This window comes from Flavobacterium sp. UBA7663, assembly GCF_002483315.1.
GTDB lineage: Bacteria > Bacteroidota > Bacteroidia > Flavobacteriales > Flavobacteriaceae > Flavobacterium.
Genome location: NZ_DLHR01000007.1, coordinates 1 through 15,639 on the forward strand (window position 1 = coordinate 1; position 15,639 = coordinate 15,639).

General features: G+C 34.6%; 10 protein-coding genes and 1 pseudogene. All 11 read left to right on the forward strand.

The annotated features are described in order from the left end of the window. The first annotated feature begins 107 nt into the window (after positions 1 to 107). The 11 genes and pseudogenes from B2741_RS01880 (at position 108) to B2741_RS01930 (ending at position 15,630) form a co-directional block, all read left to right on the forward strand. Positions 108 to 806, forward strand: a complete 699-nt coding sequence (locus B2741_RS01880; protein WP_291134909.1) for a DUF3347 domain-containing protein — start codon at positions 108 to 110, stop codon at positions 804 to 806. A 2-nt stretch (positions 807 to 808) separates the two neighbouring features. Continuing rightward, the gene (locus tag B2741_RS01885) at positions 809 to 1,285 is read left to right on the forward strand and encodes a heme-binding domain-containing protein (RefSeq protein WP_291134911.1); all 477 of its coding nucleotides are present in this window, start codon (positions 809 to 811) and stop codon (positions 1,283 to 1,285) included. Between the two features lie 2 nt (positions 1,286 to 1,287). Then, positions 1,288 to 4,515, forward strand: a pseudogene (locus B2741_RS01890) (efflux RND transporter permease subunit). After that, positions 4,502 to 5,755, forward strand: coding sequence for a TolC family protein (locus B2741_RS01895; protein ID WP_291134913.1), 1,254 nt, complete (start codon positions 4,502 to 4,504; stop codon positions 5,753 to 5,755). The pseudogene B2741_RS01890 and the gene B2741_RS01895 overlap by 14 nt, the downstream one beginning before the upstream one ends. Before the next feature lie 2 nt (positions 5,756 to 5,757). After that, positions 5,758 to 7,005: an efflux RND transporter periplasmic adaptor subunit gene (locus B2741_RS01900; protein WP_291134915.1), complete on the forward strand. Its 1,248-nt coding sequence runs from the start codon at positions 5,758 to 5,760 to the stop codon at positions 7,003 to 7,005. A 2-nt stretch (positions 7,006 to 7,007) separates the two neighbouring features. Further along, entirely contained in the window at positions 7,008 to 8,249 is a 1,242-nt protein-coding gene (locus B2741_RS01905; RefSeq protein WP_291134924.1) for an efflux RND transporter periplasmic adaptor subunit, read from the forward strand. A gap of 15 nt (positions 8,250 to 8,264) precedes the next feature. Next, on the forward strand, positions 8,265 to 9,509 hold the full coding sequence (locus B2741_RS01910) for a hypothetical protein (RefSeq protein WP_291134926.1): 1,245 nt from the start codon (positions 8,265 to 8,267) through the stop codon (positions 9,507 to 9,509). A gap of 10 nt (positions 9,510 to 9,519) precedes the next feature. Beyond that, positions 9,520 to 10,080: a helix-turn-helix domain-containing protein gene (locus B2741_RS01915; RefSeq protein ID WP_291134928.1), complete on the forward strand. Its 561-nt coding sequence runs from the start codon at positions 9,520 to 9,522 to the stop codon at positions 10,078 to 10,080. 77 nt (positions 10,081 to 10,157) lie between these two features. After that, positions 10,158 to 12,695, forward strand: a complete 2,538-nt coding sequence (locus B2741_RS01920) for a heavy metal translocating P-type ATPase (protein ID WP_291134930.1) — start codon at positions 10,158 to 10,160, stop codon at positions 12,693 to 12,695. Positions 12,696 to 12,705: 10 nt separating this feature from the next. Beyond that, the gene (locus B2741_RS01925; protein WP_291134932.1) at positions 12,706 to 15,216 is read left to right on the forward strand and encodes a multicopper oxidase domain-containing protein; all 2,511 of its coding nucleotides are present in this window, start codon (positions 12,706 to 12,708) and stop codon (positions 15,214 to 15,216) included. 81 nt (positions 15,217 to 15,297) lie between these two features. Then, positions 15,298 to 15,630 (forward strand): DUF6660 family protein, encoded by a 333-nt coding sequence (locus B2741_RS01930; RefSeq protein WP_035123484.1) that lies wholly within the window; start codon positions 15,298 to 15,300, stop codon positions 15,628 to 15,630. The last annotated feature ends 9 nt before the right edge of the window (positions 15,631 to 15,639 follow it).

Here is a 15,639-nt window from a genome sequence, read left to right on the forward strand (position 1 = left end):
AAAGCTTGAAGTTTTACCTAAAGAAATAATTAAACATTACCACGAACAAGGCACAGAACACAGTTACAAATAAAAAATATTTAACATTAACTTAAAATTTTAAAATCATGAAAGCACTCATTTTAACAGCTATTTTAGCAGTCTCTTTATTAGTTTCTTGTAATACTAAAACAAAAGAAACAGAAAACAACACTACAGAAGCTTCAGCCAATTCAACCGAGTTATTTGCCTGTCCAATGCACCCGGAAGTAACAGGAAAAAAAGGAGAAAAATGCTCCAAATGTGGTATGGAATTAACAGAACCGGTTACATCAAAAAAGATGGAAGATGTAAAATCAACCGAAACAAAAACCGATGTCACTACAGTAACTCAAGCAGACTATACAACAGATATTATTATTAGCTATATAAATCTTAAAAACAGATTAGTAAATGATGACAGTAAAGGTGCAGCAGATAAAGGAAAAGTACTATTAGCATCATTTGAAAGATTTGACACAAAAACATTAGATGCAAAACAGAAAAAGGAATATTTAGACATTGCTGAAGATGCAAAAGAGCACGCAGAACATATAGGTGACAACGCCGGGAAAATAGACCATCAAAGAGAACATTTTGCCACACTTAGTAAAGACATCAATGATTTAATTAAAATGTTTGGAACTAAACAAAAATTATATCAAGACCATTGCCCAATGTATGATGAGGGTAAAGGCGCTATTTGGATTAGCGAAACCAAAGAAATAAAAAATCCTTTCTATGGCTCACAGATGCTTACTTGTGGTAGTGTGAAAAAAACATTATAAAAATGAAAAGGAAATTAAAAAAAGTTGGATTCATACTTTTTTTGGTATTGATAGCAATACAATTCTATCAGCCTGCCCTAAATCAAAATTTGGGGCAAGATTATACAAATGATTTTCTTATCACAACTAATGCTCCAAAGAATATTTCAAAGTTAATTCAGTCATCCTGCTACGATTGCCACAGTAATAACACCAATTATTTATGGTACGACTATATTCAACCGGCTAGGATATTTGTAGAGTCACATATTAACGATGGAAAAAAAGAGTTAAATTTCAATGAGTTTGGCAGCTATTCTAATCGAAAGCAACAAAGTAAGTTAGAAGCGATAGGCAAACAAATTAAATCGGGTGAAATGCCATTAAGTTCATATACCCTGTTACATCATGATGCAATACTTACCGAAACGCAAAAACAAACGATAATCCAATGGATTGATGCAATCAATGAAGACAATAACACTTCAGAAAATTATTAATTATGGTAGAAAAACTAATTACATTATCTCTTAGAAACCGATATATTGTGTTGCTTGTGGCAGCCGGTTTGTTTGGTTGGGGGATATACAGTGTTCAGCAAAATCCTATTGATGCCATACCTGATTTATCAGAAAATCAGGTTATTGTTTTTACGGAATGGATGGGCAGAAGTCCTCAGGTAATTGAAGCCCAAGTAACCTACCCATTGGTTTCCAACTTGCAAGGAATTCCAAAAGTAAAAAACATTCGCGGGGCATCTATGTTTGGGATGAGTTTTGTCTACATTATTTTTGAAGATGATGTTGATGTCTATTGGGCAAGAACACGGGTTTTAGAAAGACTTAACTACGCACAACGATTATTACCCCAAAATGTAGTGCCTTCCTTAGGTCCTGATGGTACTGGTGTTGGCCACATTTTTTGGTACCATTTGGAAGCAAACGGAATGGATTTGGGAGAACAACGAGCATTACAAGATTGGTATGTGAAATTTGCACTGCAAACAGTTCCAGGGGTAGCAGAAGTAGCTTCATTTGGTGGTTTTGAAAAACAATACCAATTGGTTTTAGATCCATTAAAAATGCAATATTATAATGTAAGCATGATGGAAGTAATGAATGCGGTCAAGGCTAATAACAATGATGTTGGTGGGCGAAAGTTTGAAATGAGCAATATGTCATATATCATCAGAGGTTTAGGTTACTTAAAGAACACTAAAGATATAGAGGATATTTCAATTAAAAATTACAATTCTATTCCGGTAAAGGTAAAAGACATAGGTTCTGTCCAAATGGGCGGAGACTTACGCTTAGGGATTTTTGACCAAAACGGAACCGGCGAAGTAGTGGGCGGAATAGTAGTAATGCGTTACGGCGAAAATGCCGATGAAGTCATAAAAGCGGTTAAAGCAAAGATGAAAGAAGTTGAAAAAGGATTGCCTGAAGGGGTGAAATTTAAAACTTCTTATGACAGAAGTGAGTTGATAGAGAAAGCTATTGAATCTGTCAAAGGAACACTTATTGAAGAAATGATTGCCGTTTCTCTAGTCATCCTAATTTTTTTATTCCATTGGAGAAGTGCCCTCATAATCTTAATTCAACTTCCCATATCGGTCGCAATTGGCTTTATATTGCTTGAAGCTTTTGGTATTTCTTCTAATATTATGTCATTAACAGGTATTGCACTCGCAATTGGAGTTGTGGTCGATGATGGTATCGTAATGGTTGAAAATGCTTATAGGACAATCTCAGAGAGACAGGAAGAAATGGATAACAACAAATAAGCTGGTATTATGAGAGACAAAATTAAAAATTTATTTAAAAAGGAACATGATCCTTTATCCTCTGACGAGAAATTACAACTTATTGAAAAATCTTCAAAATTAGTAGGTCCGGGTGTTTTTTACTCAACACTAATCGTAATCGCTTCTTTTCTACCGGTCTTTTTACTTACTGGTATGGAAGGAAAGTTGTTTAGCCCGTTGGCTTGGACAAAATCATACATTCTGATTGTTGATGCTTTTTTAGCAATTACACTTACACCGGTTCTTATCAGTTTTTTATTGAAAGGTAAACTTCGTCCAGAGCGTAAAAACCCTATCAATAAAAGACTCGAAAGTATATACACCCCTATTTTGGTTTTTTGCATGAAATGGAGAAAAACAGTGCTAGGATTCAATGTAGTTGCTTTAATAATCGGTATACTTATGTTTACCCGCTTAGGTTCTGAATTTATGCCTCCTTTGGATGAAGGTTCAGTACTTTTCATGCCGGTTACATTACCCGATGTCTCTAATTCGGAAGTAAAAAGAATTTTACAGGTTCAGGACAAACTAATAAAATCAATTCCCGAAGTTGACCATGTATTGGGAAAAGCAGGAAGAGCCAATACTGCAACTGATAATAGCCCTATTAGTATGATTGAAACCATTATTCTATTAAAGCCTCAAAGCGAATGGAGAGAAGGTAAAACAAAGAATGACATTATAACTGAAATAAACAACAAACTCCAAATTCCGGGAGTGACTAACGGATTTACACAGCCTATCATTAATAGAATAAACATGCTATCCACCGGTATTCGAACAGATGTTGGAATTAAAGTGTATGGTGAAAGTTTGGATACCATTAATGCGCTATCTCAAAAAATCAAAAAGGCTCTCGAAGGTACTTCGGGTGTAAAAGATTTGTATGCGGAGCCAATAACCGGTGGGAGATACATTGATATTGAGGCAAAAAGGGAAATGTTGGGACGATATGGTCTTTCAATTGACGATATTAATGCAATAGTGGAAGCCGCTATAGGAGGAATGAAACTAACAACTACTATTGAAGGACGACAACGTTTCTCCGTAAATGCCCGATATGCACAAGAATATCGAAACAGTATTGATGCCCTAAAAAAATTGCAAGTTCAAACTATGCAGTATGGTCCAATACCATTAGAAACGGTTGCAGAAGTAAAAATAAGCGATGGACCACCTATGATAAATAGCGAAAACGCCATGCTTAGAGGAAGTGTTCTATTTAATGTTCGTGACCGAGACTTGGGTAGCACAGTAAAAGAAGCCCAGGAAAAATTAAATTCAATGATGTCTAAAATGCCTAAAGGATATTACATAGAATGGAGCGGCCAGTGGGAAAACCAGTTAAGAGCCAATAAAACGCTGAGCATGATTTTACCCATAGTGGTGATAATTATCTTCCTCATTTTATATTTTACCTACCACTCCATGAAAGAATCCTTGATTACAATGATAACAGTACCTTTTGCTTTAATTGGGGGTGTTTTTATGGTCTATTTTTATGGTATAAATTTATCTGTTGCAGTTGCAGTTGGTTTTATTGCCCTCTTCGGAATGGCAATTGAAACAGCTATGTTAATGACAATCTATTTAAATGAATCTATGAACAAAATGGTCGAAAAACATGGCAATAATTCACAAACAATTACAGAAGACATATTAAAACAATACATTATTGATGGCTCAGCAAAAAGATTGAGACCAAAATTAATGACGGTTTCTGTTTCTTTATTTGGTCTTATTCCGATACTTTGGGCAACAGGTACCGGTGCCGATGTAATGTTGCCTATAACAGTTCCTCTTATCGGTGGAACAATTACTTCAACAATTTATGTATTATTAGTAACTCCTATTGTTTTTGAAATGGTGAAACTTCACGAATTAAAAACTAAAGGCAAAATAGAACTTATAGATGTTAAAGAATAAATATAATATCGTTATAGGCTTTTTGATTTTAAGCTTTACAACTGCTAATGCACAGGTACTTTCGTTAGAAAATATTATGAGCACAATCAAAACCGATAATCCACAGTTAAAAATGTACGATGCTGATATCCAAAGTATGGATGCCGCTGCAAAAGGTGCTAAAAGCTGGATGGCACCTCAAGTAGAAACAGGTTTTTTTATGGCGCCCTATAATACTAAAATGTGGAAAGCAGATGATATGAGCCCGGGTATGGGCAGTTATATGATTGGAGTTTCACAGATGATTCCCAATGCAAAAAAGCAAAATGCCGAATATAAGTATATGAGTGCTATGTCTTCCGTTGAAAAAGAAAACAAAAATTACACTTTAAATCAGCTTTATGCCTTAGCCAAAACAAATTACTATCAATGGCTTATACTAAATAAAAAAGCCAAGGTGGCCAATGATAATTTACTACTATTAAACTACATGATAAAAAGCATGGAAATAAGGTATCAGTACAATATGGATAAACTCTCAACCTATTATAAAGCAAAATCTCAATACAATGAATTGGAAAGTATGATTATAATGCTTCAGAATGATATCTCACAAAAAAGAATTATGCTCAACACACTAATGTCAAGAGATAAAAATACCGTGTTTGAAATTGAAGAAACATTCGAACTAAAGGAATACAACACACAACTATTAGACACCACTTTAATTTCTAAAAACAGAAGCGATATAAATGCTATAACAAGAGCCATAGAAATAAACCAACTAAGAGTTGAAGCTGAAAAGTCAAAACTATTGCCCGAGTTTGGAATAAAATATGACCACATGTTTGCTTTTGGACAGCAGCCACAACAATTCTCACTGATGGGTATGATAACTATTCCTATGCCTTGGTCAACCAAAATGAACAAAGCCAACATTAGTAGTTTTCAAATTAAAAACGAAAGTCTTAATTGGCAAAAACAAATGATTTTAAATGAAACCGTTGGTATGATTTCGGGTATGTATACTGAACTATCAAACCTCAAAAAGCAATACACTATCTCCGAAAAGAGCATTATTCCATCATTGCGTAAAAATTATGACACCGCAGTATTAGCTTGGCAAAATAACACGGGGGATTTATTTGTTGTCTTAGATGCTTGGGAAGCTTTGAATATGGCTCAAATGGATGCACTAGACAAATTGTTGTCCATACTAAACACTCAGGTAGAAATCGAAAAACAACTCGAAATTAAATAATTATGAATAAATACATCAAATATGGTTTGATTTTAAGTGTAATAGCAATAATCGGTTTTACTATCTATTTCTTTACAGTTAAACCCAAAGATCATTCTGCAAGTTCACACCAAGCGATTGTCTATACTTGTTCGATGCACCCTCAAATCATTAGAGATAAACCGGGAAACTGCCCTATTTGCGGAATGACTTTAGTAAAAAAAGTAACCGACAATCATGCTAAAGAAGACCATAATCTTGAAAATGTTATAAAGCCTACAGATAACTTTATAGTGGGTAAGTTTCAAACAACGACAGCAGTAGATTCCATCTTAAGTGGTGAAATCAATCTTCCGGGTATTATCGCTTATGACCCAAATTCAGCCGTAAATATTGCAGCCAAAATAAGTGGCCGATTAGAAAAAATGTATGTGAATTTCAAATACCAACGGATTAATAAAGGACAAAGATTATTTGATTTATACAGTCCTGAACTTTTAACTGAACAGGAAAACTTTATTTATTTAATTACAAATGATAGCGAAAACCATTCAATCATTGAGGCATCTAAACAAAAACTATTGCTTTATGGCATGACTCAAAATCAAATTAGCGCTTTAACTAATTCCAAAAAAGCTAATCCAAAAATAGCTATTTACAGCCCTTCAAATGGGATAGTGATTGGAACAGAAACAATGGTTACGCAATCAAATTCCGGAATGCAAAACATGAACAATAGTACCGAAAGACTAGAGTTAAAAGAAGGAAACTATGTAAAAAAGGGAGAGGTTGTTTTTAAATTAGTAAATACAGATAAAGTTTGGGGAATATTCAATATCACACAAGAAAGCAGTAGTCTTATTAAAGTTAATCAAGCCATTAAAATAACGTCTGAACTCAATGGTGAGGAATCGATAGAAGCCAAAATTAATTTTATTGAAACACAATTTAATGCTGCCGACAGAACCAATAGAATTAGGGTTTATTTAAACAACAAAACACTCAATCTGCCAATAGGATTAAGATTGCAGGGTATCATAAAAACGAAATCAATTAGCGGTATTTGGGTGCAAAAAAAGGCATTGGTAAGTACCGGTAATAAAAAAATCGCTTTTATCAAACTTCAGAATGGTTTTAAGGCAACACCGGTAAAAACAGGATTTGAAATAAACGAGTATATTCAAATCATTACTGGTATTTCAGTAAAAGATACCATTGCAAAAAACGCACAGTATTTAATTGATAGCGAAAGCTTTATTAAAACGGAGTAAATATGAAAAAATCAAATAAAATAGGCATCCTTTTATTATTTGTGTTGGTACTTATGGCTTGCAATTCTAAAGAAAAACAAGACCATTCAATTACTGATAAAAAAGATCATTCCCAACATGATGAAAATAAAGAAGCAACTTTTTATACATGTTCTATGGATCCCCAGGTGAAAGAAGACAAACCGGGCAAGTGTCCTATTTGCCATATGGAATTAACACCAATAAAACAGGATGACAATGAGGTAAACCAAATAAGTTTAAGCAAACAACAAATACAACTTGGCAATATAAAAACTCAAGCTATTGAACAAACACAAAATAATGTCGAACAAAACTATACTGGTGTTTTAACATTTAACCAAGAAAATTCCAAAACTCTTTCTTCAAAAGCAATGGGTAGAATTGAAAAATTATATTTCAAATCTACGGGTGATTATATAGCTTTAAACCAACCTGTATATCAATTATACAGTGAAGATATTGCAATAGCAAAACAAGACTATTATACAGCCTTGAAACAACTTGAAATGCCCGGTGATTTTGGTAAAAACGCAAAAAACATTTTGAATGCAGCCAAACAAAAACTCTTGTTCTATGGTTTATCACGTACTCAAATTGAGAATATTAAAAGTAGTAAAGATGTTTCTCCATATACCACATTTTATACTACCCTTAGTGGTACAATTTCAGAAATAAGTGCCGTGGAAGGTAGTTATATCATGGAAGGCACTCCAATTATCAAAGTTACTGATTTAACGAAGCTTTGGCTTGAAACACAAGTTAATATCAACTATTTTAAAAGTATCCAAATGGGTCAAAATGCAATGATAACATTTGCCAATTTTCCCGATAAATTATTAAGTACCAAAGTGTCATTTATCAATCCGGAAATCAATCCGGAAACCCGTTTACTATTGATTCGATTTGAAATACCAAATCAAAATCTAATCTTAAAACCCGGAATGCAGGCTATCGCAAAGTTGAGTATTGCCGGAGGTAAAGGAATCTACATCCCAACCGATGCGGTAATCAGAGAAGAAAGCGCATCCTACATTTGGATAGAAAAAAAACTAGGTGTTTATGAAAATCTTATGGTAGAAACAGGAATCGAAACCAACGGACTCATAGAAATAAAAACAAAAATTGCCAATGGTCAAAAAGTGGTAATAACAGGAGCCTATGCAATTAATAGTGAATATAAATTCCGTAAAGGTTCTGACCCAATGGAAGGGATGAAAATGTAATTTAAAATAATAAGGATGAACAATTTTAACCAAATAATACAACAATACAAGAACGATACAGAAAGTGTTTATAATACTTGGTTTGTTGACAATGATCAAAGACTAAAAGCATTCCGAACAATACGCCGGGGTGTTTTGCAGGTTATTGATGATATAAAGAACAAATCATTCCCAAACGATTTCAAAAACAGTAGTCTAGAGTTTGTGTTGAATTGCATTGCAGAGCAAAAGCAAGTGTTTGTTGGCGTTTCACATCCTTTTTATTGGAAACCTAAATTGCGTATTCCTGATATTTACGAAAATCAAACGAATAAGATTGCTTTTGGCCAATTCTTGGAAAACTGCATCAATGCCAAAACAGAAGAACAAGTTGTAAAAGAGATTGTAAGGCTAGATGAACTCAAAATAAAAGGTCTTGGTCCGGCGGTTGCCAGTATTTTATATTTCATACATCCAACATGGTTTCCACCATTCAATACTGCCATTCTCAACGGATTTAATTTTTTATACAAAGACAAAAAAAAGCTCGGTAGCTGGACAGAATACCTAAAAATTCGTGAAACACTTCTCGAAACGAATAGCACTCATAAATCTGAATTATCTAATGATTTAGGAGCAATCGCAGGATTGTGTTTTGAAATTGGAACGCAAAAAATGCTCATTGGAAATGATGATTACTTGAGCGAAGAAGAGCGTCATAAATTTGAAAAAAACATAGTTAAACGGCAAAAGGAAATACAGGAAGAAAAGCAAGAAGAAAATCTGCATAGCGAAATGCAATACCATTTATTAAAAATCGGAGCTTCGTTAGGTTTTGATGTTACGCCTGCTAGTAATGACAAAAGCAAAGCTTTCAACGGGCAAAGTTTTTCTTTTATCTCTATGAATAAATTTCCTGAATTGCCTTGCGATAAAGACACACAAAATACCATTAAACTTATTGATGTGCTATGGTTTGAAAAAGGAACAAACAACATTATTGGCGCATTTGAAGTAGAAAAAAGCACCAGCATTTATTCGGGTATTTTACGTCTTTCCGACCTTTACTTTAGTATTTCTGACGGCGATGAAGTATTCTATATTATTATCCCCGACAGTCGTGAAAAAGATGTGATTCAACAACTAAATAGACCTGTCATAAAAAATTCAAAAATGATTATCAAATATATACTGTTTTCAGAATTGAGAACCAACTGTGACGCTATATGCAAATTTGGTTCAGACCATTCTATTATGGATAAAATAGCAAAATCAATTTAAAACCGATACAATGAAACTCTACATAAAAAATATGGTTTGTAGTCGCTGCAAAATGGCAGTGAAATCTGTATTTGAAAATATCGGGATTAATCTTCTCGCAGTTGAATTGGGTGAAGTTGAATTAAAAAATGACATTCCAGAAAGTCAAAAAAGCGAACTACTAAAAAATCTTCGTGCTTTTGGCTTTGATTTAATCGATGATAGGAAAAGTAAAACGATTGATAAGATTAAAACATTGATTATTGATTTGGTCCAAAATAAAAACAGTGATTTAAAAACAAACCTTTCCGAGTTTCTACTTCAAGAACTAAACCAAGACTATAATACCTTGAGCAATCTCTTTTCAGAAGTAGAAAACACAACAATTGAGAAGTATTTTATCAATCAAAAAATTGAGAAAGTAAAAGAGTTGATTGTGTATGATGAATTATCACTTAGTCAAATTGCCTACACATTAAATTACAGCAGCGTTTCGCACTTAAGTAACCAATTTAAAAAAGTAACTGGTTTTTCACCAACTTACTTCAAGAATTTAAAATCGATAAAAAGAAAACAAATAGAAGATCTATAAATCTTGCAAATCAAACCCAAAATTGTGCAACTCTAAAAAACATTAAGAAGGAAATTTGTATTAAAATAATATAAAAGATGATACATACTTATAACATTACCGGAATGACTTGTGATGGTTGTCGCGCCAAAGTCGAAAAAGCATTGAACACAATTGATGGTGTTGAAGCAAAAGTTTCATTAAACCCACCAATAGCAACGATAACGATGGAAAAACATATTCCAACGGAACAATTGCAACAAGCATTGACAGCCGTTGGAAAATATACCATAGCAATGGGCAATGACAAAATTCCACAACAAGTAGCAACGGATGCGGTTACTGAAAAATCGTGTTGCGCTGCCCATTCCCATAGCGATAAAAAAGAAATCAAAGTCCCCGCTAATGCCAATGGTAAATACTATTGTCCAATGCATTGCGAAGGAGAAAAAGTTTACGACAAACCAGGCGACTGTCCTGTGTGTGGAATGGATTTAGTCAAAGCACCTGAACTAACTGCAAACAAGACATTATATACATGTCCTATGCACCCCGAAGTTATTCAAGAAACTCTGGGTTCATGTCCTATTTGCGGAATGGATTTAGTGCCTATGAATCCTACTGATTCCGAAGACCAAAAAACCTATAAGGACCTGGTTAAGAAAATGAAAATCGCGGTTGTTTTTACGGTTCCCATTTTCGCCATCGCAATGATAGAAATGGCACATAACAATCCTTTATTTAAAATAATGGATGCTCCTAAATGGAATTGGGTACAATTACTGCTTTCGCTACCTGTTGTTTTTTATGCCTGTTGGATATTCTTTGTTCGCGCATGGAAATCAATAATTACTTGGAATTTGAATATGTTTACCCTTATCGGAATTGGAACAGGAGTAGCTTTTTTATTTAGCTTAGTTGGAATGTTTTTTCCCGACATTTTTCCTAGCGAATTCAAAACCGAACACGGTACAGTATTACTCTATTTTGAAGCAACAACGGTTATTCTAACTTTAGTTTTGTTAGGACAACTATTAGAAGCCAGAGCACACAGTCAAACTAGCGGAGCAATCAAAGAATTATTAAAACTAGCCCCAACCGAGGCCACTTTGGTTATTGATGGTGGTGATAAAGTAATCTCAATTCACGATATTAAAAAAGGCGATTTATTACGTGTAAAGCCCGGAGACAAAATACCAGTTGACGGAAAAATAACCGATGGCGAAAGCAGCATAGATGAAGCTATGATTACTGGTGAACCGATTCCGGTAGATAAAAAGAAAGGCGATAATGTAATTGCCGGAACAATAAACGGTAATAAATCATTTGTTATGGTAGCTGAAAAAGTGGGTTCAGAAACTTTGCTTTCACAAATCGTGCAAATGGTAAATGACGCTTCTCGTTCACGAGCGCCAATTCAGAAATTAGCAGATAGTATTTCCAAATACTTCGTGCCCATTGTAGTTATCATTTCTGTAATTACATTCTTCATTTGGGCAAAATTCGGTCCCGAACCGGCATTAGTATATGGTTTTATAAATGCCACAGCTGTATTAATTATTGCCTGTCCTTGTGCATTGGGTTTGGCAACGCCTATGTCAGTAATGGTAGGTGTTGGTAAAGGCGCACAATCAGGGGTTTTGATAAAAAATGCTGAAGCTCTGGAAAACATGAATAAGGTTAATGTTTTAATTACCGATAAAACAGGAACCATCACCGAAGGAAAACCATCTGTTGAAAAAATTTATGCTGCCAATAACAACGATGGTGATTTGTTACAGAGCATAGCTTCACTGAACCAATATAGTGAGCATCCATTAGCACAAGCCGTAGTCAATTATGGCAAAACAAAATCCATTTCTTTAATCGAAGTAAAAGATTTTGAAGCCGTTGCCGGTAAAGGAGTTACAGGAACAGTAACCAACAAAAAAGTGGCATTAGGAAATAAAAAGCTTATGGAACAAGTCAAAGCAACAGTTTCTGATGATTTAGAAAACAAAATCATAGCTGAACAAAAACTCGGAAAAACAGTGTCATACATAGCCATTGATGGTGTTGCTGTTGGTTTTGTGTCCATTTTCGATGCCATTAAAGAATCAAGCGCAGCAGCCATTAAAGAATTAATGAGCCAAGGTGTCGAAGTAATTATGCTAACCGGAGACAATGAAAACACTGCTAAAGCAGTTGCCGATGAATTGGGACTGGCATCATACAAAGCTGGATGCCTACCTGAAGACAAACTCAAGGAAATTAAAAAATTACAAGCAGAAGGTAAAATTGTGGCCATGGCTGGCGATGGTATAAATGATGCACCGGCATTGGCACAAGCCAATATAGGAATTGCAATGGGAACAGGAACAGACGTAGCCATCGAAAGTGCCAAAATCACTTTAGTAAAAGGCGATTTACAAGGCATTGTAAAAGCCAAAAACTTAAGCCATGCTGTGATGAAAAACATTAAGCAAAATTTATTTTTTGCCTTTTTCTATAACGTACTAGGTGTACCAATTGCAGCAGGAGTTTTATATCCGTTTTTCGGAATTTTATTATCTCCAATGATAGCAGCCTTAGCCATGTCTTTTAGTTCGGTATCGGTTATAGTAAATGCGTTGCGCTTGCGAAATTTAAAACTTTAAACAAATAATAATGAAAAAAATAGTTCTTATAATCATCATCTTTTCAATCGGATTTTTTGCGAATGCTCAAGTAAAAAAAGAAACACAACCAACTTTTTATACCTGTGTGATGCATCCCGAAATTCATTCGCCAAAACCCGCAAAATGCCAAAAATGCGGGATGGCATTAGTAAAAGAAAAAGCTAAACCGATAAAAAAAGCAGTTGTAAAAAAAACAGTCGCTACAAAAAAAGTAATTTCTGAAACAAAAAAAGAAGCTTCAAAACCAATAGAAGAAACTCCAAAAATTGTTGAAGTTCCAAAAGATATTCCTATTTCTGAAAGCAAACCTATAGTTAAGACAATAGCTAAAACAGTGAGATACGATTTATACGTTCGTGATACAATTGTAAATATAGGAAACAAACCCACCAGAGCAATTGCTGTAAACGGTCAAATTCCCATGCCAACCCTAACGTTTACTGAAGGAGATACAGCCGAAATTTATGTGCACAACGAATTAAAGGAAAGTACTTCATTGCATTGGCACGGCTTATTTTTACCCAATAAAGAAGACGGCGTTCCTTACCTAACCCAAATGCCAATTGAACCGGGTACAACACATAAATATACCTTTCCAGTTATCCAACACGGTACACATTGGTACCACAGTCATTCTGGTTTGCAAGAACAAATCGGAATGTACGGCTCAATGATTTTAAACAAAAAACCTGAAGACGAAACCTTCAGAAAAGGTATTGACGATTTGCCAACCATTCCGGTAATTTTAAGCGAATGGACCGATGTAAATCCAAATAACGTACACAGAATGCTTCACAATGCAACCGATTGGTTCGCCATACAAAAAGGAACTACCCAAAGTTATGCAGAAGCAATTAAGCAAGGTCATTTCAAAACAAAAATAGCAAACGAATGGAAACGAATGAATGCCATGGATGTAAGCGATGTGTACTATGATAAGTTTTTAATCAATGGTAAAAGTAATAGTCAATTATCCCAATTCAAAGGTGGCGATAAAGTACGATTACGCATTTCAAATGGTGGTGCATCAACTTATTTTTGGATGACCTATGCAGGTGGCAAAATTACGGTTGTTGCCAATGACGGTAACGATGTTGAACCTGTAGAAGTAGATCGATTATTAATTGCAGTTTCTGAAACCTACGATGTAATTGTTACCATTCCAGCAGACAAAACTTCGTATGAATTCCTTGTAACCCCAGAAGACAGAACTAAATCGGCATCACTTTATATTGGCGATGGTGTTAAGCAATTAATTTCACCAGTACCAAAATTAAAATATTTTGACGGAATGAAAATGATGAACGGAATGATGAAAATGAATGGCGATTTGGATGATATGGGAATGCAGATGTCCTACAATCAAATGGATATGAATGTGGTCATGTATCCAGAAATCACTGGAGAAGCAGCGTCAAAAAAAGATGATAAAATGAGAAACATGAAGATGAATGAAAGCGACTATAACAGTAACGAACTTTCAGATATCACTACTTTAAATTATGCTATGTTAAAGTCGCCAACAAAAACAACACTACCAAAAGATGCTCCACTAAAAGAATTGCGTTTTGAATTATCAGGAAATATGAACCGCTATGTTTGGAGTTTAGACAACAAAGTAGTTTCTGAAACCGATAAAATTTTAATCAAGAAAGGCGAAAATGTTAGGATTACATTATACAACGGTTCTATGATGCGCCATCCAATGCACTTGCACGGTCATGACTTTAGAATTTTGAACGGTCAAGGCGACTATGCACCACTAAAAAATATCATCGACATCATGCCAATGGAAACCGATATTATCGAATTCAATGCGAATGTAGAAGGCGATTGGTTTTTCCATTGCCATATTCTATATCACATGATGGCAGGAATGGGCAGGGTTTTTACCTATGAAAATCAAGCACCAAATCCGTTAATTCCAAATCCTAAACTAGCACAACGAAAACTATTTGGCGAAGACCGTAAATTTCACTTTATGGCTGAAAATGATTTTGCTACCAACGGAAACGATGGTATGGCAATGTTCAGCAATACACGTTGGAGTATTGGAACTGAATGGAGATTGGGCTACAACGATCATCACGGTTATGAGACAGAAACACATATCGGTAGATACATTGGCAAAATGCAATGGTTAATGCCATTCATTGGCTTTGATTGGCGTTACAGAGAAATGAAAGAAGGCGAAATGGAAAAAAATCTCTTCAACCAATCTAATACTAAAGACAACCGTTCCGTTTTTAGCGCAGGAGTAGAATACACATTACCAATGCTAGTAAAGGCACAAGCTGAGGTTTTTACAGATGGTAATGTTAGATTTCAATTGGAACGAATGGACATTCCGGTTTCCAAAAGAGTTCGTATGGATTTAATGTGGAATACCGATAAAGAATACATGGCTGGATTACGCTACATTATTAAAAGAAATTTGAGTGCCAGAACTCATTATGACAGTGATATGGGATTTGGTGTCGGTGTAAATTTGAATTATTAAAAAACCATCGCAATCGTAAAATAACACAAACTTTTAATACTCTTAATTTATTTATAAATAAAAAATCCTATTTTTACACTCGTGAAACTCTTAAACTACATATTATCAATCTATCTAGTGGTACTATCATGTTTGCCTTGTGCAGATATGGAAGTAAGTAGTGCAGCACACAAAGCTGTTGAGATTTCAGATAATCATGATGAAAAATCTCATAATCACGATAAAGAAAATGATTTATGTTCGCCTTTTTGCAACTGCAACTGTTGTGGCTCACAAATAGTGAGTTATTTTAAGATTACTACTTTTAGTTTTACACCAATTACAAAGAGTATAAAAACGCAATTACCTTCCTATACCTCTATATTTACTTCCAATTTCTTCGGAAGTATATGGCAACCACCTCAAATAGTATAATGATGCCCG

Coding starts and splice junctions, on each gene's coding strand:
- B2741_RS01880 (WP_291134909.1), top strand. CDS start 108: ATGAAAGCACTCATTTTAACAGCTATTTTAGCAGTCTCTTTATTAGTT.
- B2741_RS01885 (WP_291134911.1), top strand. CDS start 809: ATGAAAAGGAAATTAAAAAAAGTTGGATTCATACTTTTTTTGGTATTG.
- B2741_RS01895 (WP_291134913.1), top strand. CDS start 4,502: ATGTTAAAGAATAAATATAATATCGTTATAGGCTTTTTGATTTTAAGC.
- B2741_RS01900 (WP_291134915.1), top strand. CDS start 5,758: ATGAATAAATACATCAAATATGGTTTGATTTTAAGTGTAATAGCAATA.
- B2741_RS01905 (WP_291134924.1), top strand. CDS start 7,008: ATGAAAAAATCAAATAAAATAGGCATCCTTTTATTATTTGTGTTGGTA.
- B2741_RS01910 (WP_291134926.1), top strand. CDS start 8,265: ATGAACAATTTTAACCAAATAATACAACAATACAAGAACGATACAGAA.
- B2741_RS01915 (WP_291134928.1), top strand. CDS start 9,520: ATGAAACTCTACATAAAAAATATGGTTTGTAGTCGCTGCAAAATGGCA.
- B2741_RS01920 (WP_291134930.1), top strand. CDS start 10,158: ATGATACATACTTATAACATTACCGGAATGACTTGTGATGGTTGTCGC.
- B2741_RS01925 (WP_291134932.1), top strand. CDS start 12,706: ATGAAAAAAATAGTTCTTATAATCATCATCTTTTCAATCGGATTTTTT.